The sequence below is a fragment of the Primorskyibacter aestuariivivens genome, from assembly GCF_028023675.1.
Lineage (GTDB): Bacteria > Pseudomonadota > Alphaproteobacteria > Rhodobacterales > Rhodobacteraceae > Marinovum > Marinovum aestuariivivens.
The window spans coordinates 13,468-32,669 of the sequence record NZ_JAQIOZ010000022.1; the positions used below are offsets into that span (position 1 = coordinate 13,468).

The following is a 19,202-nucleotide window of genomic DNA, read 5'->3' on the forward strand; positions in this document are numbered from 1 at the left end:
TCACGACCGCCCGGTCGGGATCCCGGCCGGGCGGCCTAGGTGTGACCGGCATGCTGTGATGGCAAGGGGTGTAACCCGTGCGGCGCGATGCTATGTGCAGGCGTGCAGGAGGTGCGCCATGACCGCGATTTATGCCATCGGAGACATTCACGGCCAGTTCGAGATGATGGCCGATGCGCTGGAATGGATCGAGGCCGATGGCGGGCCGGAGGCGCGGGTGGTGTTTCTGGGCGATTACGTGGATCGTGGCCCCGACAGTTTCCGGGTGCTGGAAATGCTCTGCCGCGGGATCGACGAGGGCCGCGACTGGATCCCCCTCTTGGGCAATCATGACCGCATGTTCCGTCAGTTTCTGGAGACGGGCGCATTGCACGATCCGCGCATCCTGTCGGGCAAGAGCTGGCTGCATCCAAACTTGGGCGGGCGCGATACGCTGGCCTCTTACGGCGTACAGGTCGAGGGCGACGATCCGGCTCTGCGGCCCGTCTTGTCCGCCGCGCGCGAGGCCGTTCCGGCCCGTCACCGAAAACTCCTGTCGGATCTGGCGCTGTGCCACGCCGAGGCGGGCAAGTTCTTTGTGCATGCCGGCGTTCGGCCCGGCGTGGCCTTGTCGGAGCAGGCCGAAGACGATCTGATCTGGATACGCGAGCCGTTCCTGAGCTGGGATGAGCCGTTTGACGCCTTGATCGTGCATGGGCATTCGCCGGTCGATGCCCCGGTCCACTATGGAAACAGGGTTAACCTGGATTCAGGGGCCGGATATGGCCAGCCCCTGTCACCTGCGGTGTTCGATGGCGACGAGGTCTTTACGCTTGGCCCGTTTGGTCGCGCGTGGCTGGGATAAGCGCCCTCGCTCCCCGTCCGATCAGCTGTGATCGACAATCGCCAGATGTTGCGCCAGCTTTGCGACTTCGGACATCCAGGCGTTGACCATTGCCGGATCTGACGGCGCGGCCTGAACACCCGCAGGCAGGTCGCCCTTCATCGCCGCCTCAACGGCCAGCGACACCGGGATCGACACCAGCCGCGCCATGGCCGTGCCGTTTTCATCCCCCCAGGCGTCCATCACATAGGTTTTGTGCCAGACCGGCCCGGAACTGTCCGCCGCTTCCAGCGAGACGCACAGCACCACGCGGTCCGGTTCGCCCTCGTCATAGGCGTTCTCCGCCCAGAACAGATCGGACATTTCCTTGAGCCTTGCGTCATCGGCTGTCTCGACCGCGTCGAACACATCGGCCCAGGCCTCGGCCCAGCCATTGAGCCGCAGGGTGCCGCGCACGAACGTGTCCACCTTCCATGTCGGGTCGAACCCGTATTCCTCCATGAAGGGCAGGCTGTCGCGGTTGGGATAGACCTCGAAGCTTTCCGGTGTGGGCAGCGGCGCGGTGTAATGGCTGAGCGCGTCCCAGGGGCGAGCCACGTTGAATTCCTTGAAGTCGCGGATGGATTTCGACGGGCTGCGCAGCGCTTTCAGCACACCTACCGGCGACCAGCTGAACTTGTAGCGAAACGGGTTGGGGTGTTTCGGGATGCCACCGCAATAAGAGGTGAATTTCAGCGCATTGGACGTATCACAACGCGGGCTTGACCGGTAATCCGCCACCAGCGCATGGGCCATCAGATGGTCAATTCCCGGGTCCAGCCCGACCTCGTTGATCAGGCTCACGCCTTTGAGCTGCGCCTTAGCATGCAGCGCGCGCATCTCGGGCGCGATATAGCTGGAGGACACGAAATGCGCGCCCTTGGAAATGGCCAGTTCGGCCAGCGGCACGTGCCAGTCGCCGGGCAGCATGGAGACGACCACGTCGCCCACCTGAAGCTCAGCCCCCAGTGCATCGATGTCAAAGGCTTCGATCCGCTGGGTCAGGTCGCCCACCGCATCGCGGGCCTTGTCCAGCGTCCGATTCCAGACCGTGACCTCATGTCCGGTCTCGATCAGCCGTCGCAACCCGGGAATGGCCGAGAGGCCGGTGCCGCACCAATGAATCGTCATGCCTTATACCTCCCTGACATGTTTATCGAACTCTGCCTTGGCCCGCCCCCAGACGCCAGCCGATAAATCCGGCAGGGTCAGCAGCGACGGCAGGAGCTGGCCCGCGTAATCCTCGGAGCTTTCCACCGGCAGCATGGAGGGCAGGTTGTCGATGGCCGTGACATCCAGCACCGGGTCGTCATGCACGCGCAGCGCGGGGTCGTCCCAGGTTGTTGTGCGGTCATAGACCTTGATCGGGGAAAAATCGCTGTCGGGATCGCAGGCGATATCGCCGATGACCGTCAATTGCCGTGCATCGGTCTTTGCCGAAGCGGGCACAAAGACCGGTGTCCCCGGCCGCGCAAGGATGCAGTTGAGGAAAAGGTCATGTTGCAGAACCTCGGGGAACGGCCCGCCATGAGCAGTCTCGGCCATGTCCCATTTGGTGACCTGCACGCCCATCGCTTCGCAGAGGTCCGCCGCGCCGGTGCCAACACGACCCAACGCGCCTATCACGATGGCATTGGGCCGCTCCGCGCCGGTCGCGTCCAATGCAGCGCGCAGATCGTCCTTCATATGGTCCGCCGATGGGTGCGTCGCTACAGGCGGGCAAATCCCGCCCTGCTGCTGCGCCGCCCAGCAGCGCAGGGCCACCGCCGCACCGGCAAAACCCGCCCAATAGCCAAAGGCCGCAACGCGCCGACCGGCCTCGTCCACGAGGTATTCAAGATCGTAAAGCGTGCCGCCGCCCGCCTTGAACCGGGCCAGCAGCCGTTGCCCCGCCGGTTGCCCCTTGTAAGCATGGCCGAACATGATGTGGCGATGGGTAAGCGGCGTGCCATCTTTGGGCAGTTCCTTGAGCCCAAAGATGATCGCATCGGCGGGGGCATCGGGCCAGCTGTTCTCGGGCGCGATCTCGCACCCAGCGTCACGGTAGCCGTCGATCCCGATGGCGCGGACCGAGCTTTCCTCGACCGTCACATTCAGCCCGGCCTTGACCAACTCTGCCGCGCCCTTGTGCGTCAGGCCAACCCGCTCCTCGTTTTCGCGCTGCTCGGCGCGGACCCACAGATGTGTCTTGGAATGTGTCAAGGCGGTATCCTCAGATAAATGTGCGCGCATGGGCGCGGTCGGGCGCGGCCAGATGCGGAATCGCGTTGAAGCCTGCCAGCATCTTGTGGCCATGGACGAACTCGAACTCTGTCAGGGCCGAGTTGCGGATCTGGAACATCAGATGCGTCATGGGCGAAATCTCAAGCCCCAGCACGTTGCGCAGCACCATCGAGATGAACCCGCCCGATGTGATGACCAACGCCCGCCCGCCATGGGACAGGATATCCTGCATCGAGCTGCGGGCGCGGTCCTCGAACTCACCAAAACGTTCCGGTGCGCCCCGGAGCTTGTCCGCCTGCCACAGGTCCATGAGCTGCGGAATATGGCGGGTGAACTCCTCTGGCGTCGTCGGCGCGGGCAACCCGTGCTCCTGCTCGGCACTGGTGGCCAGATCGAAATAATTGAATTCATTCAGGCGCGTATCGACCTCGGGCGTCAGATGCCCCATGCCCTGCGCCGTGGCCAGATGACGGGACATGTCGCCGGACCAGACATGATCGAAATGGGCCTGCGTGTCGCGCAACCAATCGCCCAGCCATTCCGCCTGCTGTGCGCCAAGCGGGCTGAGCCGGTCGTAATCCTCGGCGGTTCGCGCATGTGTGTTGGCCTGCCCGTGGCGGACAAGGGTGATATGAGTCATGGGGCCTCCTGCTTGGGCCTTGTCTAGCCAAGAGGGCAGGCGGGGGAAAGGGGGCCGCGTTTGGGACGTTGCGCGCGTACCAATCGCATACATGACCGCGATCCGCGACAGGACGCGGTCGATAAGAAACCCGCAGGACGCAAATTCGCGGGCAGGTGTCGGGATTGGCCGTCCAATCTGTCGCACCGGATGGTGTAAGGTCCCCAGCAGGAGGAATGCGCCATGTCCGATACGATCCGATTCACGCTGGATGGCAAAGCGGTTGAGGCCGCCCCCGGTCAAACGATCTGGGAGGTCGCCAATGGCCGTGGTCTGGTGATCCCGCATCTGTGCCACAAGCCCGCGCCCGGCTATCGCCCCGATGGCAATTGCCGCGCCTGCATGGTCGAGATCGAGGGGGAACGCACGCTGGCGGCATCCTGCATTCGCGAACCCGTCGAGGGTATGGTCGTGACGACCAATTCGGCCCGCGCGACCGGCGCGCGCAAGATGGTGGTGGAAATGCTGCTCGCCGACCAGCCGGACCGCGACGCGGCACATGACAAATCCTCGCATCTGTGGGACATGGCCGAGCTGAATGGCGTGACGGAAAGCCGCCTGCCCACGCTGGAACCCGAACGCATTCCGCTTTTGGACGATTCCCACGTGGCGATGAGCGTGAACCTCGATGCCTGTATCCAATGCGGGCTTTGCGTGCGCGCCTGCCGCGAAGTGCAAGTCAATGACGTGATCGGCATGGCCGGGCGCGGCCATGATGCCTATCCCACCTTTGATTTTGCCGATCCCATGGGTACGTCCACCTGTGTCGCTTGCGGTGAATGCGTTCAGGCCTGTCCCACCGGCGCGCTGATGCCCGCCACGGTGACTGATGATGCGCAGGTGGGCGACAGCAAGGATTTCGATGAAGAGGTGAAATCGGTCTGCCCGTTCTGCGGCGTCGGCTGTCAGGTCTCGCTCAAGGTCAAGGATGGCAAGGTCAAATATGTCGAGGGCATCAATGGCCCTGCGAATGAAGGGCGGCTCTGCGTCAAGGGGCGCTTTGGCTTTGACTATATCCACCATCCCCATCGCCTGACCCAACCGCTCATCCGCCGCGAGGATGCACCGGAGAAGGGGCTGAATGTTGACCCGGGTAACTGGCAGGCGTTCTTCCGCGAGGCGTCCTGGGACGAAGCGCTGGATGCGGCGGCCAAGGGGCTGAAAGGCCGGGGCCGTGAAGTCGCTGGCTTCGGATCGGCCAAATGCACCAATGAAGAAGCCTATCTGTTTCAGAAATTCATCCGCCAGGGCTTTGGCCATAACAACGTGGACCACTGCACGCGGCTCTGCCATGCGTCGTCTGTGGCGGCGCTGATGGAAAACGTGGGCTCCGGCGCGGTGACCGCGACGTTCAATGAGATTGAGAATGCCGACGTGGCGATTGCCATCGGCTGCAACCCGATTGAAAACCATCCCGTTGCCGCCACCTATTTCAAGCAATTCACCAAGCGCGGCGGCAAGCTGATCGTGATGGACCCGCGCGGCGTGGGGCTGCGCCGTTTTGCGTCGCATATGCTGCAATTCCGCCCCGGCGCGGATGTCTCCATGCTCAACGCGATCATGCATGTGATCGTCGAAGAAGGTCTCTACGACGAGCAATATATCGCGGCCTATACCGAGAACTGGGAAGCCGAGAAAGCGCATCTCAAGGACTTCGCGCCCGAGAAGATGGCCGAGATCTGCGGCATCGAGGCCGAGGTCCTGCGCGATGTGGCGCGCACCTTTGCCACCGCCAAGGCGGGGATGATCTTCTGGGGTATGGGCGTGTCGCAGCATATCCATGGCACCGACAATGCGCGCTGCCTGATTTCGCTGGCGCTGATGACCGGTCAGGTGGGCCGCCCAGGCACTGGCCTGCACCCGCTGCGCGGTCAGAACAACGTGCAAGGCGCGTCCGATGCCGGGCTGATCCCGATGTTCCTGCCGGATTACCAGACGGTGACCGACGATGGCGTGCGTTCCGCCTTTACCGATGTATGGGGCAGCGGGGATTTCTCGAACGAGAAGGGTCTGACCGTGGTCGAGATCATGGATGCGATCCATGACGACCAGATCAAGGCCATGTATATCCTGGGCGAGAACCCGGCGATGAGCGACCCGGATGTGGAGCACGCCCGCGATGCGTTGGCCAAGCTCGATCATCTGGTGGTGCAGGACATCTTCCTGACCGAGACGGCGAATTATGCCGATGTGATCCTGCCTGCTTCTGCCTTCTATGAGAAATCCGGCACCGTGACGAACACCAACCGTCAGGTGCAGATGGGCCGCCCGGCGGTGACACCTCCGGGCGAGGCGCGCGAGGATTGGGTGATCACCACTGAGCTGGCGAAGCGTTGCGGGCTGAACTGGACCTATGGCAGCCCGGCGGATGTCTTTGCCGAGATGAAGCTCAATATGAAGTCGCTCAACAACATCACCTGGGAGCGGCTGGAACGCGAAGGCGCGGTGACCTATCCGTCGCTGTCGCCCGAAGATCCGGGCCAGCCGATCGTGTTTGGCGATGGGTTCCCGCGCGCCGACGGTCGCGCGAAATTCACCCCTGCCAGCGTGATTGCGCCGGATGATGTGCCGGATGCGGAGTATCCGATGATCCTGACCACGGGGCGGCAGCTTGAGCATTGGCATACCGGTTCGATGACCCGGCGTGCCAGCGTGCTGGACGCGGTAGAACCGGAAGCGAACTGCTCGCTGCATCCGTCCACGCTGCGTCAGCTGGGTGTCGCGCCCGGTGAACATGTGCGGCTGACCACCAAGCGCGGCTCAGTCACGGTCATGGCGCGGGCCGACCGGGCGGTGGCGCCCGACATGGTGTTCCTGCCCTTTGCCTATGTGGAGGCGGCGGCCAATATCCTGACCAACCCGGCGCTGGATCCGTATGGCAAGATCCCCGAGTTCAAGTTCTCGGCGGTCAAGGTGGAAAAGGCCGAGGAAGGCGTCGTGGCGGCCGAGTAAGCAGCAACATTTGCTTATCTGGAGGCACTTCTGGCCGCACTGCACGTCCCGCGCGACATGCAGTGCGGTGTCGTGTTTGGCAGTTGAGGGACACTGAGTGTCCCGCCGCCGGGTTCGCGCTCCAAGTCGTTCAAATTTGCACCGCATATTGTGCGGTAGATATATTCAATATTTTGTGATATAAATCGACCAAGGCACTACCATCATGCGCACATCCTACATCTGGGTGTGTGGGCTCAAAAATATAAGGCGGGCACCAAACCCTGCCAAAACAGGAGCGAGCAGATGTACTATGACTATGGTGGTTCTTTAACGCGTGAACGGATTAAGAGAAGAATGGAGGCCATCGCGACCGGCGCTGTCGTCTTCTTTTTGACGGCGATAACTTGTTTCGTTTTGAGCTCGGTATTGATCAATATCGTGTCGGTCCAGAGCAGCTTGGCAATGCCGCAGATCACAAAACAAACTAGGTGAAGCCAAGGAAATTGTCTGGCTTGGAGTGCGTTGGCATTGCCCATCCAATTGGCAGACCGGTCATGAAAAATGGGCCGGTGTGCGTGGTCGTCTTGCCGGGGGACCAGTTTCGCAAGGTTTCCGGCGGTCGGTGGCCTTGAGTTGACGCCTTGCGCGTTGGCATGCATGTTCGCCCGATCCCAAGAGAGGCCAGCATGCTGCCGGTAAACCCTGATCGATTTCTGAATTCCTTGCATGCGTTGCGTCAATTCGGGGCCGCAGGCATCGGAAAGGGCGTTCAGCGCCCCGCCTATACCGACGCCGATGTCGCAGCGCGAGACTGGCTCGCGGAGGAAATGCGCACCGCGGGGCTGACCCCGCATTTTGATCCGGTGGGCAATCTCTTTGGCCTGTGCGAGGGGCCCTCTCTCTTGCTGGGGTCTCATAGCGACAGCCAACCCGAAGGCGGCTGGCTGGATGGGGCGCTGGGCGTCATGGCGGCGCTGGAGATCGCGAAAGCGACGCAAGAGGCGGGCGGGCCGCCTGTGTCGGTCGTGTCGTTCGAGGATGAGGAAGGCCGATTTGGTGTAACCACCGGCAGTGCGGTCTGGGCGGGCAATCTGGCTCTGGACAAGGCCGATACACTGACCGACCGGGATGGGGTGCGTTTTGATGCCGCGCGCGCGGTCTTTGCCGACCGGGCGGAGGGCTTTGTTGATCCCTCCCGCTTCACCGGCTTTTTTGAGATGCATATCGAACAGGGACCATACCTCGACACGACCGGGGAAAAAATTGGCGTGGTCAGCGATATCGTCGGTATCCGCGACATGAAAATCATCCTGGAAGGCCAGCAGAACCACGCCGGCACCACGCCCATGCATCTGCGCCGCGATGCCTTTCAGGCGCTGGCGCGGTTTTCCACGCTAATCAATGAGCGGTTCCGCAATGTTGTCACGCCCGCGACGGTCTGGACCATCGGGCATGTGAGCCTCCACCCGAACGCGTCGTCCATCGTGCCGGGCAAGGTGACGTTCTCGATGCAATGGCGCGACGGCGATGCCGACCGGCTGGCCCGTATGGAAGAGATCATTCGTGCGACTGCCGCCGAGGTCGCAGGAGAGGATTTTGCGCTGAGCTTCGGGCCGATGCTGGGGCTTGAACCGGTGCCTATGGATACACGTCTGCGCGGTGCGCTGGCGTCGTCTGCGGAACATGTTGCGCCGGGGAAATGGCGCGACATGCCCTCGGGCGCGCTGCATGATGCGACCAATGTCTCGCGTCTGATGCCGGTGGCGATGCTGTTTGTGCCGTCCATCGGCGGGATAAGCCATGATTTTGCCGAGGATACGGACGAGGCCGACCTGGTGACCGGGCTGGAAGTGCTGGCCGGGGCCGTCGCGACGCTGTAGGTGCATAAGGTGGGCAGAATTGCCCACCCTACAGGGTCAGATCACGCCCAAGACACGCAGGCCAAGGCCCAATGTGGAAAGCGCGGCCAGCGCAAAGGCCAGCGTGCGTAGCACCGGGATACCCAGCACATAAATGATGTAATGGGCGAATATGCCGATGAAATAGGTCATGGCCAACGTGCCGGGATAGGCATCCTCCGGCAGTTTGATCATGGCCAGCACGGCAAGCGGGGCAAAGGCAACAAATGTTTCCACTGCAACCGTATGGGCGCGCATGGCGCGTTGCGCCCAGTCCGATTGTGGCGTGGCATTGGGGTCGTAATTGGCCAGCGCTCCCATCAATCCCCGAACGAGGATGCGGTCGAGGATATAGGGCAACCAGGCGATGGCGATCCAGGTCGCGCTCAGCGCGGTGTAGAATTCAAGCGATGACATGGCGGTTTCCTCCCATGATGCCAGCGCCGGGAGCATAGCATGAATCGTGGTTTTCGCGTGCTTCATTTGGGCCAAGGGGCTGAAAGCGTGCAGCAATCGTGTTAGTCTGCCGCGATGGATATTATCACAGTGTCATATTACGCGGTGGTCTGTGGCGTGCTGGGTATGGCGGGACCGAAACTTGGCGGAACGCTCGTGCGGCTCCTTATCGGGGGCATTGTCGGCGTCATCGCGGCGACTTTGTTGCCGACAGTGCGGTTGATCGCTGGCTTTTGAGCGACGTCAGCTCCATGCCACATCGCCAAGAAAGATGTAGCCAGCGCCATAGATCGTCTTGATCAGGCGCGGATTCTTGGGGTCTTCGCCCAGCTTGGTGCGCAGCCGCGAGATGCGTACATCCATCGCCCGGTCAAAACTTTCGCCCGCCGCGCCGCCCAGCGTTTCCTGCATCTGTTGTCGGCTGATCAGTCGGCGGGGGCTTTCGAGGAACATCCGCAGAACCTCGCCCTCGGCATGGCTGAAACTGCCCTCGGTCCCGTCGTCGCTGCGCAGAGTATAGGCATCGAAATCTGCCTCCCAGCCATTGAAGCGGGCGATGCGGCGGTTCTGCACCTTGGGCTGAGAGGATCGCAGCCGGGCGCGGATGCGCGCCACGACTTCGGACGGGTCAAAGGGTTTGATGATGTAATCATCCGCGCCCAGTTCCAGCCCGGTGATCCGGTCCTGCACCTGGGCTCGTCCGGAAATGATGATGACCGTTGCCCCCTGTTCCAGCGCAAGCCGGTGTACCAGAGACAACCCGTCCCGATCCGGCAGGCCAAGATCGACCAGACAGACATCCGGCGTTGTCGTCCGCAACGCGGCTTCGAATTCCGTGGCGCGCGCAAAACTCAGTGTGCGGAACCCGGCCTCTTCCAGCGTGTCGGCCAGCAGGCGGCGAATGTCCGGTTCGTCGTCAAGGATGGTGACAAGCGGTTGATCAGTCATGATGTGCCTTGGCGGTGTGCAGCGCGGCGGCGAGTTGAACCGCGTCAAAAGGTTTGTGGAGGAGCGGCCCGCGCTGGGCGGCCATCTCTGCCAGATCATGGGTTCGGGGCAAAGAGGTCATCAATGCCGTTGGCAACGGGGCCACCATGCGGGACAGATCAAGCCCGGTCTCAACCCCTTCAAGCTGAATGTCGGACAGGACCGCAGTGATATCGGGCAACCCGGCCACCAGCGCCGTGGCCTCAGGCACGGATGCGGCTTCGACAACCTGATGGCCCATGCCGGTCAGCATTTCCCGGACACTGTCGCGCAGGTCGGGGTTGTCTTCGACCAGAAGGATCAGATCGGGCTGCATGGTGCTGGGCAGGTCCGCGGGACGCAGGGGCAACCGGATGGTGACGCGCGCACCGGTCTGGCCATTGGCAAGGCGAACCTCGCCCCCGGCCAGCTTGGTCATGTCGTAAACCATGGCGAGGCCCAGCCCTGATCCTTCGCCGCCCTTGGTGGTAAAAAACGGGGCCAACCCGTCGCGCAGGGCCTGTTCCGTGAACCCGGGCCCGGTATCGGAGACTTCAAAGGTCAGCCAGGTGCCGGTTTCCTCCCGCACGGTCAAGGTGATGGTTCCGCTGTCGCCGCAGGCGTCCCGCGCGTTCAGGACAAGGTTCAGCAGCGAATCCTGCAACATGCCGGGGTCGAGCGAATGCGCGCCGCCTGCCTGAACATCCAGCGCCAGGGAAACACCGTCGGGAAGGCTGGGCTTTGCAAGGGTTTGCAGCTCTTCCACGAAAGATGCGACATCCACCGCAGCGGGTGAATACGTCCGGCTGCCGGTCATGTCGGCGATGCGGCTGAGCAAACGACCTCCGCGCCGGGCGGCGCCGATGGTGGCGGCGACCAGCGGAGCGGCGTCCGGGGGAAGCGCGTCCATGCGGTCGAGCTTGGATTGCATGCCAAGGATCACCGTCAACAGGTTGGAGAAATCATGTGCCAGCCCGCTGGTCAGCTGTGCGGCCATTTCCCTACGGCGCGTTTGTTGAAGGGCGACGCGTGCCTGAGTTTCCTCGGTGATGTCCATCGACAGGATGTAGACCCCGCGCTCACTCTGATCCGGGGTAAAGGACACGCGGATACGGCGCAGGCTGGGTGTGTCGGTGAACTCGAACACTGACTGCTGGCCGTCATAGGCCGCATCAAGATGGGGTCTGACCTTGTCATAGGCATCGGGGCCAAGCGCGTCGGAGATGTGCAGGCCCAGGATATTGGAAGGCCTGCCGGGGATGACCGAGCTAAGACGCCGGTTGGAATAGGTATAGCATCCGTTCGCATCCACATGGGCGATATGGGCGGGCATCATTTCCGTGGTGAGCCGCGTACGGGCCTCAATGGCGCGCAACTGGCGCTGGGTTTCTTCCAGCGCGCTGATCGTGGCGGCCAGTTCGCGGTTGGTGGCGGCCAGTTCCTCGGACCGGCGCAGCACCTCTTCCGAGAGCAGCTCGGAGCGGGTGCGCAACAGCTCTTCCTGCTGCTTTGTGCGGGTGATGTCGGTATAGACGGTGACCCAGCCGCCCTGCGGCAGCGGTGCACCCTCGACCGAGAGCCATTTGCCGCCCGCGCGCGGCCGCTCCATGTAATGCGGCTCAAAGGCGCGGGCCTGGTCTTCGCGCTGGGCGACGAATTCCTCGATATCGTCGATCTCGCCATATTCGCCGCTTTTGGCCAGATGGCGGACCGTGTCGGCAAAGCGGGCACCGGGGGTGACCAGCGCTTCGGGGAGGTTGAACATTTCCTGAAAACGCCGGTTGCACTGGGCCAGCCGCAGATCGCTGTCATAGATCGACAGGGCCTGCTGGATGAGATTGAGACCGGCCTGCGTCAGGTCGGACAATTGCTTGTCGGACAGGTCCATGAATCTGTGCCCCCCTGATCGGGGCTTACGTCAGGCGGGGGACAGGATCAACTCTGACCCTGCGGCGCGATCCGCTCAAGCGGCAGGGACAGGGAATAAGCCAGCGCGCCGGTGGAAAAATCCGCATCGGCCTGCCCCCCGAGCCGCTGCGGCACGACAAGGTTGAGCACACGCGAGCCATAGCCGAACCCGGTTTCGGGCGGCGCGGTCGTGGTTGTGGCGGGAACCGCCTCCGGGCGCGTCTCGATCCATTGCAGGTCAAGCTGCGGCGGCTGCCCCATCTCGCCCCCGGTTCGGTCCCAACGCAGATAGACCTTTCCGTCATCATCGCGCAATGCGCCATGTTTCACCGAATTGGTTGCCAGCTCGTCCAGAGCAAGGGCGATTTGCCGGGCGGCTTCGGAGTTCAGGTCTTCATCATCACCCTGGATGGAAATCCGGTTGGGAAAGGCTTCAAGATGCGCGCGCAGCTGGTGACGGGCCAGTTTCAACAGGCTGTGCGGTAGGCGTTGACCGCCCCGGGTCAGATCGTCGGTGGTGGCGGCCATGGCGTCCAGCCGTGCCAGGAACCGGTCGAGAAAATCCTCCTTGTCGCCGCTGTGCTGCGCGGTCTGGCGCGCCAGTGCGGCGGTCACCTGCGCCAGATTGTCGGCCCGGTGTCCGGCCTGTCGCAAGACGATGTTGAGCTCTTCATTGGTGCGGGCCAGTTCCCGGGTGCGCTCGGCCACGGTATCTTCCAGCGCGTCGCGGGCCCGGCGCAGATCGGCCAGCGTATCCTCATGCGCGGCGATTTCGGCGCTCAGCTTGGCGTTTGCGTCGCGCAGATGCGCGGGCGAGGGCAGGGCGATGATCCGGGGAACCAACGGAAACAGCACAGCAGCGGTCACAAGCGAGACAATACCGGTCGCCAGCTTGGCCAGCCCATGCAGCGCATAGACCGGCACCCAAAGCGTGACAATCGAGATCAGGTGGGTCAACCCGCACAGCGCGATGAACGCGGCAAACAGCCAAGCCAGCCCGCGGTTTTCCAGATCGGGGCGGCCACGCATCACGCGGTAGATGGCAACCGGAATAATTGAATAGGCCATGAAGATCAGGAAATCCGAGCCCGCAAAAAGCGCAATGAGCCAAGGTTGCCACAAAAGGCACATGCCATGCGCCATGTAGCCCAGATCCTGAAAGAAGGTGATTGCAGCTTGCATCGCTTCGCGCCTTTCATGCCACTTGCGGACATCTGTCCATGCAAGTGTTAAGAGGTGGTTAACCATGCTTAACGTCGTGGAGCGGCGGCGGGAGAGCGCTTGTTACAATTCGTAAGAATTGGGAAATGTTCAGGAAAAAGTTGACCCCCAGCGTAACCCCTGACCAAATGATGCTCAGAATCGCATGTAAGCGGTCCGCCCCGGGGGAGACGGGGCAAAGGGAGGACATAGATTGGCTCAGAATGCTGAGGGCGTGGAAGGTCTGCGCTCTGTACCGGCGCTGTTGAAGCGCAATGCAACGCAATTTTCAAACTCGCCCGCCTATCGCGAGAAGGAATACGGGATCTGGCAAAGCTGGACCTGGTCCGAGGCGGAAAAGGAAATCGAAGCGCTGGCGCTGGGGCTGTTGAACCTTGGCGTGAACGAAGGCGATTTCATCGCCGTTATCGGGCGCAACCGGCCCTACCTTTATTGGTCCATGGTGGCTGCGCAGTCCGTGGGGGCCGTGCCCGTGCCGCTGTATCAGGATTCGGTGGCCGAAGAGATGGAATATGTGCTGTCCCATTGCGGCGCGCGGTTCGTCATCGTGGCCGACCAGGAGCAGGTGGACAAGGTGATCGAAGTGCAGGAGCACCTGCACCAGTTCGAGCACATGATCTATATCGATCCGCGCGGATTGCGGAAATACGACCATTCCCGACTGCATCAGTTTTCCCATGTGCAGGATCAGGGCCGTGCCGCCCGTGACGAACACATCAAGGAACTGGATCGTCGCCGTGGCGGGCTTGGCTATGACGATACCTGCGTCATGCTTTACACCTCGGGGACTACGGGCAAGCCCAAGGGCGTGGTTCTTTCCAACCGCAATATCATCGAGACGGCCAAGAATTCATCCGAATTTGACCACCTGCGCGAAGGCGACGAGGTGCTGGCCTATCTCCCCATGGCCTGGGTTGGCGATTTCATCTTTTCCATTGGTCAGGCCTATTGGACCGGGTTCTGCGTGAATTGTCCCGAAAGCGCGGACACGATGATGACGGACCTGCGCGAGATTGCGCCCAGCTATTATTTCGCGCCGCCAAGGGTGTTCGAGACGCAGCTGACATCGATCATGATCCGCATGGAAGATGCCAGCCCGCTCAAGCGCAGGATCTTCCAATATTTCATGAACCACGCGCGCGAGGTCGGTCCTAAGATACTGGACGGGCATTCTGTCGGGACGTTGGACCGGATCAAATACGCGCTGGGCGAATTCATGGTCTATGGTCCGCTCAAGAATGCGCTGGGCTTTTCCAAGGTGCGTGTGGGCTATACGGCGGGCGAAGCCATTGGCCCGGAAATCTTTGATTTCTATCGCGCATTGGGCATCAACCTGAAGCAGCTCTATGGCCAGACCGAAGCCTCGGTCTTTATCACCCAGCAGCCCGATGGCGAAGTCCGCTCGGACACGGTGGGCGTGCCATCCCCGGGGGTAGAGATCAAAATCGCCGAGAATGGCGAGGTGTTCTACCGCTCGCCCGGCACCTTTGTGGAATATTACAAGAACGCCGAGAGCACCGCGGACACCAAGGACGCTGAGGGCTGGGTGGCCACGGGTGATGCCGGGTTCTTTGAACCCGATACCGGGCATCTGCGCATCATCGACCGGGCCAAGGATGTGGGCAACATGGCCGATGGCGCGATGTTTGCGCCGAAATACGTTGAGAACAAGCTGAAGTTCTTCCCCAATATCCTTGAGGTGGTGGTGTTTGGCGCAGGCCGCGACAAGTGCTGTGCCTTTATCAATATTGACCTGACAGCCGTGGGCAACTGGGCCGAGCGCAACAATATCGCCTATGCCTCCTATCAGGAACTGGCGGGGCATCCCAAGGTTCTGGACATGATCCAGTCCCATGTTGAGGACACCAATGCATCCGTGGCCGAGGATGAGATGCTCTCGGGCTGTCAGATCCACCGCTTCCTAGTGCTGCACAAGGAACTGGATGCGGATGATGGCGAGTTGACCCGGACCCGCAAGGTGCGCCGCAAGATCATTGGCGAGAAGTTCGAGGATCTGGTGAACGCGCTCTATGACGGGTCGACATCGGTCTATACCGAGACAGAAGTGACCTATGAGGATGGGCGCAAGGGCAAGATCAAGGCGACGCTGGAAATCCGCGACGCCAAGGTTGTGCCGGTCACCCCCAAAGCGGTGGCGGCGGAATGATGGGCGACGTGCGCCTTCGGCGACACCCCGCCCACCCTCCCGCGGGTGCCTCCGGCGGGAGTTTATTTGGCAAGATGAAGGGGCTGGTTTGGTGAAAGACACCGAAGGATATATGACCGCCGACGGGCGCCAGATTGGCGGCGTGTTGATGGAGATGAAAAACATCACCCTGCGCTTTGGTGGCGTGGTGGCGATTCAGGACATCTCGTTCGACATTCGCGAAGGTGAGATCCGGGCCATTATCGGTCCCAATGGCGCGGGCAAATCGTCCATGCTGAACGTGATCTCGGGCTTCTATACGCCGTCCGAGGGCGAGGTCTGGTACAAGGGATCGAAACGCCCGCCGATGAAGCCCTTTGAGGTGGCGCGGCTGGGAGTGGCGCGGACCTTTCAGAACATTGCGCTGTTCGAGGGCATGAGCGTGTTGGACAACGTGATGACCGGTCGGCTGACCCATATGCATGCGGGTATTGGCGCGCAGGCGTTGTGGTGGGGCAAGGCCCGGGACGAAGAAATTGAAAATCGTCGCAAGGTGGAGGAAGTCATTGATTTCCTTGAGATTCAGGCGATCCGCAAAACACCGGTGGGCAACCTGCCATACGGGTTGAAAAAGCGGGTAGAGCTGGCGCGTGCGCTGGCGGCGGAGCCGTCGATCCTTTTGCTGGATGAGCCGATGGCGGGCATGAATGTCGAGGAGAAAGAGGACATGAGCCGCTTTATCCTTGATGTGAATGACGAGTTCGGCACCACCATCGCGCTGATCGAACACGATATGGGCGTGGTCATGGACCTGTCGGATCGGGTTGTCGTGATGGATTACGGCAAGAAGATCGGTGACGGCACGCCGGACGAGGTGCGTAACAACCAGGATGTGATCGACGCCTATCTGGGGGTGGCACATTGAGCCGGCTGGCTGGCATAAGTCTTGGCCTGTGTCTGGCGGCCGGGGGCGCGATGGCGGCACCGGATGATGCGCTGACCCGCGGTTTTGACGACTGCTTTTCCGCGGTCACCTCGGGCAACGGTCTGTTCCGGCTGTCGGCCTACGAGATGGTGCCGCAAGGCGCAGACAACGGCGGGGAACGAGGCTTTCTTGGCACTCTGACAAGCGGGTTGGGTGACATGGCCGTCTCCGCCACGATCCGTGACGGCCAGTTGGTTGAGTGTACCCTTGGGCATGCTCCGCAAACTGTCCCCTATGGGCCTGCAGAAGACAGCGTCGCGGCATGGTTTGGCTGGTTGGACAGCACAGGCCTGAGCCAGGCAGTGGAGGGCGAGGCACAGGTGTCCCGCGTTCTTTGCCTGCCTGATCTCGCGTCCGTCGCGGTGCAGGTTGTGGCCGCGAAACACGGGGATGCGCCCGAAGCGCTCGGCTTTGCCGTCGCGCTCACGACCCCCGACAATTTTAAGCAATGTGGATGAGGACTGCTTTATGCTGAATGAAATCTTCATCAAACCCTTCGTGGATATGGTTGAAGCCCCCGATTTCCTGTTGCAGGTGCTGTGGGAAGGGCTGGTTTCAGGCATTCTATACGCGCTGATCGCGCTCGGGTTTGTGCTGATCTTCCGGTCGTCCCGGATTTTCAACTTTGCCCAGGGCATCATGGTGGTGTTTGCGGCGCTGACGCTGGTGGGGCTGTATGCCATGGGTGTGCCCGCCTGGATCTGTGTGCTGCTGACGCTGGGGGTGATGTTCGTCTTGGCGGTCGCCATTGAACGGGTGGTTCTGCGCCCGCTGGTGGGCCAGCCCGACATCATCCTGTTCATGGCAACCATCGGGATCACGCTGTTCCTCATCGGTTTTGGCGAGATCATCTTTGGCGGTGAAAACAAGGTAATGATCTCGGAAGAGCTGGGCATTCCCACGGGTGACACCGTGCTGGAGCCCTGGGGCGGTTTGTTGATCCTGCAACATCTGGATATCACAGTTGTTGTTGTTGCGACGCTTCTGGTGCTCGCGCTCCTGGCTTTCCTCAACTACACCCAGATGGGCCGGGCGATCCGGGCGCTGGGCGATGATCACCAGGCGGCTTTGTCCGTTGGCATCTCGCTTCAGACGGTTTGGGTGCTGGTCTGGTTTATCGCCGGGATCATCGCGCTGGTCACGGGCATCGCCTGGGGCGCGCGGGCGGGTGTGTCCTTTGCGCTCGAAGTGATCGCTTACAAGGCGCTGCCGGTTCTGATGCTGGGTGGTCTGGAGAGTATCACCGGGGCGATCATCGGCGGTCTGATGATCGGCATGCTGGAAAAACTCTTCGAGATTTACTGGGGTCAGCCACTTCTGGGCGGCAATACCGAGACATGGTTTGCCTTTGTATTGGCGCTCGTGGTGCTCTTGTTCCGTCCGCAGGGGCTCTTTGGGGAGAAGATCATCGAAAGGGTCTGACGCGGCGCGGGGCGCGCTGCGACAGAGACGGGAAAGGTGGGCAGGATTGCCCACCCTACGGGAAAGACGAGTGAATGGCGAAACTGATTGCAATTCTGAACGTGGTGGCCTGGTCCGGGTTTTGGGCCTTTGGCTACCTCGCGCTGACCACCACGCCGGACGAATCCGGCAACATGGTCACCGCAGTGCTTCTGGCGGCGTTTGGCGCGGCGATCGGGCTTTGGGCCTGGTTCTGGCTGGCACGGCATTCCGAAGAGATCGGATACGCCAAACCGGCCAACCGGGTGGAGAAGCCGGACGACATTTGACGCAGGCGGTGCGTGAGTGATTGCGCGCCCAACGGGAAAAACGGGGATGTGGGGTGTGCCCCTTGGCGCGCACCGACATAAGGAAAAGACGGATGCTTTACAGAACCGCAGGACAATTCAAGACCAGCTACAAGACGGATCAGGCGCTGTTCCCGATCCGGCAGGATGCGATCCTGCTGGCCATCATCCTCGTCTTTGTCTGGGTGATCTTTCCGCTCACGGCGAGCGAGTTCACCTTTCAGGCGATCCTGATCCCGGTGCTGATCTTTGCGCTGGCCTCGATGGGGCTGAACATACTCACGGGTTTTGCCGGGCAGCTCAGCCTTGGCACCGGGGCGTTCATGGGGGTGGGGGCCTATGCCTGCTACAAGATGATCACGCTCATGCCGTGGATGAACCCGATCGTGGCGATCCTTTTGTCAGGTGTGTTCAGCGCCGGGATTGGTGTCGTGTTCGGCATTCCCAGCCTGCGGATCAAGGGGTTCTACCTGGCCATTGCAACGCTGGCGGCGCAGTTCTTTCTGGTCTGGCTGTTTGAGAAATGGGCCTGGCTTTACAACTACAACTCCTCGGGCGCGATCCAGGTTCCGAACCTTGAGATGTTCGGCACCTATATCTCGGGCCCGCAGGCGGCGTCGGTCACGGAATATTACGTGGTGCTCTTTGTGGTCACGTTGCTCACAATGCTCTGCATCAACCTCACGCGGGGCAATCTGGGCCGGACGTGGAAGGCAACGCGGGACATGGACATCGCGGCGGAGCTTATCGGCATCAACCTGATGAAATCCAAGCTCACCGCCTTTGCGATCAGTTCCTATATCGTGGGTGTTGCCGGCGCGCTTTACGTCTTCATGTGGAAAGGCGCGGCCGAGCCCAACGTGTTCGACATTCCGCTCAGCTTCCAAGTGCTGTTCATCGCCATCATCGGAGGGCTTGGGTCCATCATGGGCAATTTCCTCGGCGCGATCCTGATCGTAGGGCTGCCGGTGGTGCTGAACCTGTTGCCCAACCTGCTGGGCATCCCGATTGACAGCGCCATGGTGGAACATCTCAATATCATGATTGTCGGCTCGCTGATCATCTTTTTCCTAATCATCGAACCGCATGGGCTGGCGCGGCTTTGGGCGCTGATCCGCGAGAAACTCATCATCTGGCCGTTCCCGCACTAGGGGCCGGTCCAACAACAGAACCATC

At 61.5% G+C, this 19,202-nt stretch carries 18 protein-coding genes; 10 read left to right on the forward strand and 8 right to left on the reverse strand.

Annotation, left to right across the window (positions count from 1 at the left end; all coding sequences use genetic code 11):
• The first annotated feature begins 118 nt into the window (after window positions 1–118).
• Complete coding sequence (locus tag PGB28_RS18575) at window positions 119–844, forward strand: metallophosphoesterase family protein (protein ID WP_271423031.1); 726 nt, start codon at window positions 119–121, stop codon at window positions 842–844.
• Between the two features lie 21 nt (window positions 845–865).
• Here the strand turns inward: PGB28_RS18575 and PGB28_RS18580 are convergent, their stop codons facing one another.
• The 3 genes from PGB28_RS18580 to PGB28_RS18590 are packed head-to-tail and all read right to left on the reverse strand — an operon-like array spanning window position 866 to window position 3,725.
• Complete coding sequence (locus PGB28_RS18580; protein ID WP_271423032.1) at window positions 866–1,993, reverse strand: saccharopine dehydrogenase family protein; 1,128 nt, start codon at window positions 1,991–1,993, stop codon at window positions 866–868.
• A gap of 3 nt (window positions 1,994–1,996) precedes the next feature.
• Complete coding sequence (locus PGB28_RS18585; RefSeq protein WP_271423033.1) at window positions 1,997–3,064, reverse strand: saccharopine dehydrogenase; 1,068 nt, start codon at window positions 3,062–3,064, stop codon at window positions 1,997–1,999.
• A gap of 10 nt (window positions 3,065–3,074) precedes the next feature.
• On the reverse strand, window positions 3,075–3,725 hold the full coding sequence (locus PGB28_RS18590; protein ID WP_271423034.1) for a histidine phosphatase family protein: 651 nt from the start codon (window positions 3,723–3,725) through the stop codon (window positions 3,075–3,077).
• Between the two features lie 222 nt (window positions 3,726–3,947).
• On the opposite strand from PGB28_RS18590, the gene fdhF reads away from it, so the two are divergent.
• Entirely contained in the window at window positions 3,948–6,716 is a 2,769-nt protein-coding gene (gene fdhF, locus PGB28_RS18595; RefSeq protein WP_271423035.1) for a formate dehydrogenase subunit alpha, read from the forward strand.
• Window positions 6,717–7,012: 296 nt separating this feature from the next.
• Here the strand turns inward: fdhF and PGB28_RS18600 are convergent, their stop codons facing one another.
• Window positions 7,013–7,426 carry a hypothetical protein gene (locus PGB28_RS18600; protein ID WP_271423094.1) on the reverse strand — a complete coding sequence of 138 codons (414 nt, stop codon included), beginning with the start codon at window positions 7,424–7,426 and terminating at the stop codon, window positions 7,013–7,015.
• On the opposite strand from PGB28_RS18600, the gene PGB28_RS18605 reads away from it, so the two are divergent.
• Complete coding sequence (locus PGB28_RS18605; protein WP_271423036.1) at window positions 7,385–8,578, forward strand: hydantoinase/carbamoylase family amidase; 1,194 nt, start codon at window positions 7,385–7,387, stop codon at window positions 8,576–8,578. The two genes, PGB28_RS18600 and PGB28_RS18605, sit on opposite strands and share 42 nt — an antisense overlap.
• Window positions 8,579–8,614: 36 nt before the next feature.
• Here the strand turns inward: PGB28_RS18605 and PGB28_RS18610 are convergent, their stop codons facing one another.
• Window positions 8,615–9,013, reverse strand: a complete 399-nt coding sequence (locus PGB28_RS18610) for an MAPEG family protein (RefSeq protein ID WP_271423037.1) — start codon at window positions 9,011–9,013, stop codon at window positions 8,615–8,617.
• 114 nt (window positions 9,014–9,127) lie between these two features.
• Between PGB28_RS18610 and PGB28_RS18615 the strand changes: the two genes are divergently transcribed.
• Complete coding sequence (locus tag PGB28_RS18615) at window positions 9,128–9,289, forward strand: hypothetical protein (protein ID WP_271423038.1); 162 nt, start codon at window positions 9,128–9,130, stop codon at window positions 9,287–9,289.
• Window positions 9,290–9,295: 6 nt separating this feature from the next.
• Here the strand turns inward: PGB28_RS18615 and PGB28_RS18620 are convergent, their stop codons facing one another.
• Genes PGB28_RS18620 through PGB28_RS18630 form a run of 3 tightly spaced genes read right to left on the reverse strand, consistent with a single transcriptional unit; the run spans window position 9,296 to window position 13,108 of the window.
• Window positions 9,296–10,000 carry a response regulator transcription factor gene (locus tag PGB28_RS18620; protein WP_271423039.1) on the reverse strand — a complete coding sequence of 235 codons (705 nt, stop codon included), beginning with the start codon at window positions 9,998–10,000 and terminating at the stop codon, window positions 9,296–9,298.
• Window positions 9,993–11,906 (reverse strand): PAS-domain containing protein, encoded by a 1,914-nt coding sequence (locus PGB28_RS18625; protein WP_271423040.1) that lies wholly within the window; start codon window positions 11,904–11,906, stop codon window positions 9,993–9,995. Before PGB28_RS18625 ends, PGB28_RS18620 begins: the two co-directional genes overlap by 8 nt.
• Before the next feature lie 47 nt (window positions 11,907–11,953).
• Window positions 11,954–13,108 (reverse strand): sensor histidine kinase, encoded by a 1,155-nt coding sequence (locus PGB28_RS18630; RefSeq protein WP_271423041.1) that lies wholly within the window; start codon window positions 13,106–13,108, stop codon window positions 11,954–11,956.
• Window positions 13,109–13,340: 232 nt separating this feature from the next.
• Here PGB28_RS18630 and PGB28_RS18635 point away from each other — a divergent pair, with 232 nt between their 5' ends.
• The 6 genes from PGB28_RS18635 to PGB28_RS18660 all read left to right on the forward strand — a co-directional run bounded on the left by PGB28_RS18635 (window position 13,341) and on the right by PGB28_RS18660 (window position 19,177).
• Window positions 13,341–15,314, forward strand: coding sequence for an AMP-binding protein (locus PGB28_RS18635; RefSeq protein WP_271423042.1), 1,974 nt, complete (start codon window positions 13,341–13,343; stop codon window positions 15,312–15,314).
• Between the two features lie 112 nt (window positions 15,315–15,426).
• On the forward strand, window positions 15,427–16,218 hold the full coding sequence (locus tag PGB28_RS18640; RefSeq protein WP_271423089.1) for an ABC transporter ATP-binding protein: 792 nt from the start codon (window positions 15,427–15,429) through the stop codon (window positions 16,216–16,218).
• Entirely contained in the window at window positions 16,215–16,736 is a 522-nt protein-coding gene (locus PGB28_RS18645) for a hypothetical protein (protein WP_271423043.1), read from the forward strand. The genes PGB28_RS18640 and PGB28_RS18645 overlap by 4 nt, the downstream gene beginning before the upstream one ends.
• A gap of 10 nt (window positions 16,737–16,746) precedes the next feature.
• Window positions 16,747–17,700, forward strand: coding sequence for a branched-chain amino acid ABC transporter permease (locus PGB28_RS18650; RefSeq protein ID WP_271423044.1), 954 nt, complete (start codon window positions 16,747–16,749; stop codon window positions 17,698–17,700).
• A 74-nt stretch (window positions 17,701–17,774) separates the two neighbouring features.
• Window positions 17,775–18,008 (forward strand): hypothetical protein, encoded by a 234-nt coding sequence (locus PGB28_RS18655; protein ID WP_271423045.1) that lies wholly within the window; start codon window positions 17,775–17,777, stop codon window positions 18,006–18,008.
• A gap of 92 nt (window positions 18,009–18,100) precedes the next feature.
• A complete protein-coding gene (locus PGB28_RS18660; RefSeq protein WP_271423046.1) occupies window positions 18,101–19,177 on the forward strand; it encodes a branched-chain amino acid ABC transporter permease in 1,077 nt (358 codons plus the stop codon).
• The last annotated feature ends 25 nt before the right edge of the window (window positions 19,178–19,202 follow it).

What these genes read in the sequence shown, in the direction of transcription:
- fdhF (WP_271423035.1), top strand. Translation starts at nt 3,948, where the DNA reads ATGTCCGATACGATCCGATTCACGCTGGATGGCAAAGCGGTTGAGGCC.
- PGB28_RS18660 (WP_271423046.1), top strand. Translation starts at nt 18,101, where the DNA reads ATGCTTTACAGAACCGCAGGACAATTCAAGACCAGCTACAAGACGGAT.
- PGB28_RS18605 (WP_271423036.1), top strand. Translation starts at nt 7,385, where the DNA reads ATGCTGCCGGTAAACCCTGATCGATTTCTGAATTCCTTGCATGCGTTG.
- PGB28_RS18610 (WP_271423037.1), bottom strand. Translation starts at nt 9,013, where the DNA reads ATGTCATCGCTTGAATTCTACACCGCGCTGAGCGCGACCTGGATCGCC.
- PGB28_RS18600 (WP_271423094.1), bottom strand. Translation starts at nt 7,426, where the DNA reads ATGCAAGGAATTCAGAAATCGATCAGGGTTTACCGGCAGCATGCTGGC.
- PGB28_RS18640 (WP_271423089.1), top strand. Translation starts at nt 15,427, where the DNA reads ATGACCGCCGACGGGCGCCAGATTGGCGGCGTGTTGATGGAGATGAAA.
- PGB28_RS18575 (WP_271423031.1), top strand. Translation starts at nt 119, where the DNA reads ATGACCGCGATTTATGCCATCGGAGACATTCACGGCCAGTTCGAGATG.
- PGB28_RS18630 (WP_271423041.1), bottom strand. Translation starts at nt 13,108, where the DNA reads ATGCAAGCTGCAATCACCTTCTTTCAGGATCTGGGCTACATGGCGCAT.
- PGB28_RS18590 (WP_271423034.1), bottom strand. Translation starts at nt 3,725, where the DNA reads ATGACTCATATCACCCTTGTCCGCCACGGGCAGGCCAACACACATGCG.
- PGB28_RS18620 (WP_271423039.1), bottom strand. Translation starts at nt 10,000, where the DNA reads ATGACTGATCAACCGCTTGTCACCATCCTTGACGACGAACCGGACATT.
- PGB28_RS18650 (WP_271423044.1), top strand. Translation starts at nt 16,747, where the DNA reads ATGCTGAATGAAATCTTCATCAAACCCTTCGTGGATATGGTTGAAGCC.
- PGB28_RS18625 (WP_271423040.1), bottom strand. Translation starts at nt 11,906, where the DNA reads ATGGACCTGTCCGACAAGCAATTGTCCGACCTGACGCAGGCCGGTCTC.
- PGB28_RS18615 (WP_271423038.1), top strand. Translation starts at nt 9,128, where the DNA reads ATGGATATTATCACAGTGTCATATTACGCGGTGGTCTGTGGCGTGCTG.
- PGB28_RS18580 (WP_271423032.1), bottom strand. Translation starts at nt 1,993, where the DNA reads ATGACGATTCATTGGTGCGGCACCGGCCTCTCGGCCATTCCCGGGTTG.
- PGB28_RS18655 (WP_271423045.1), top strand. Translation starts at nt 17,775, where the DNA reads ATGGCGAAACTGATTGCAATTCTGAACGTGGTGGCCTGGTCCGGGTTT.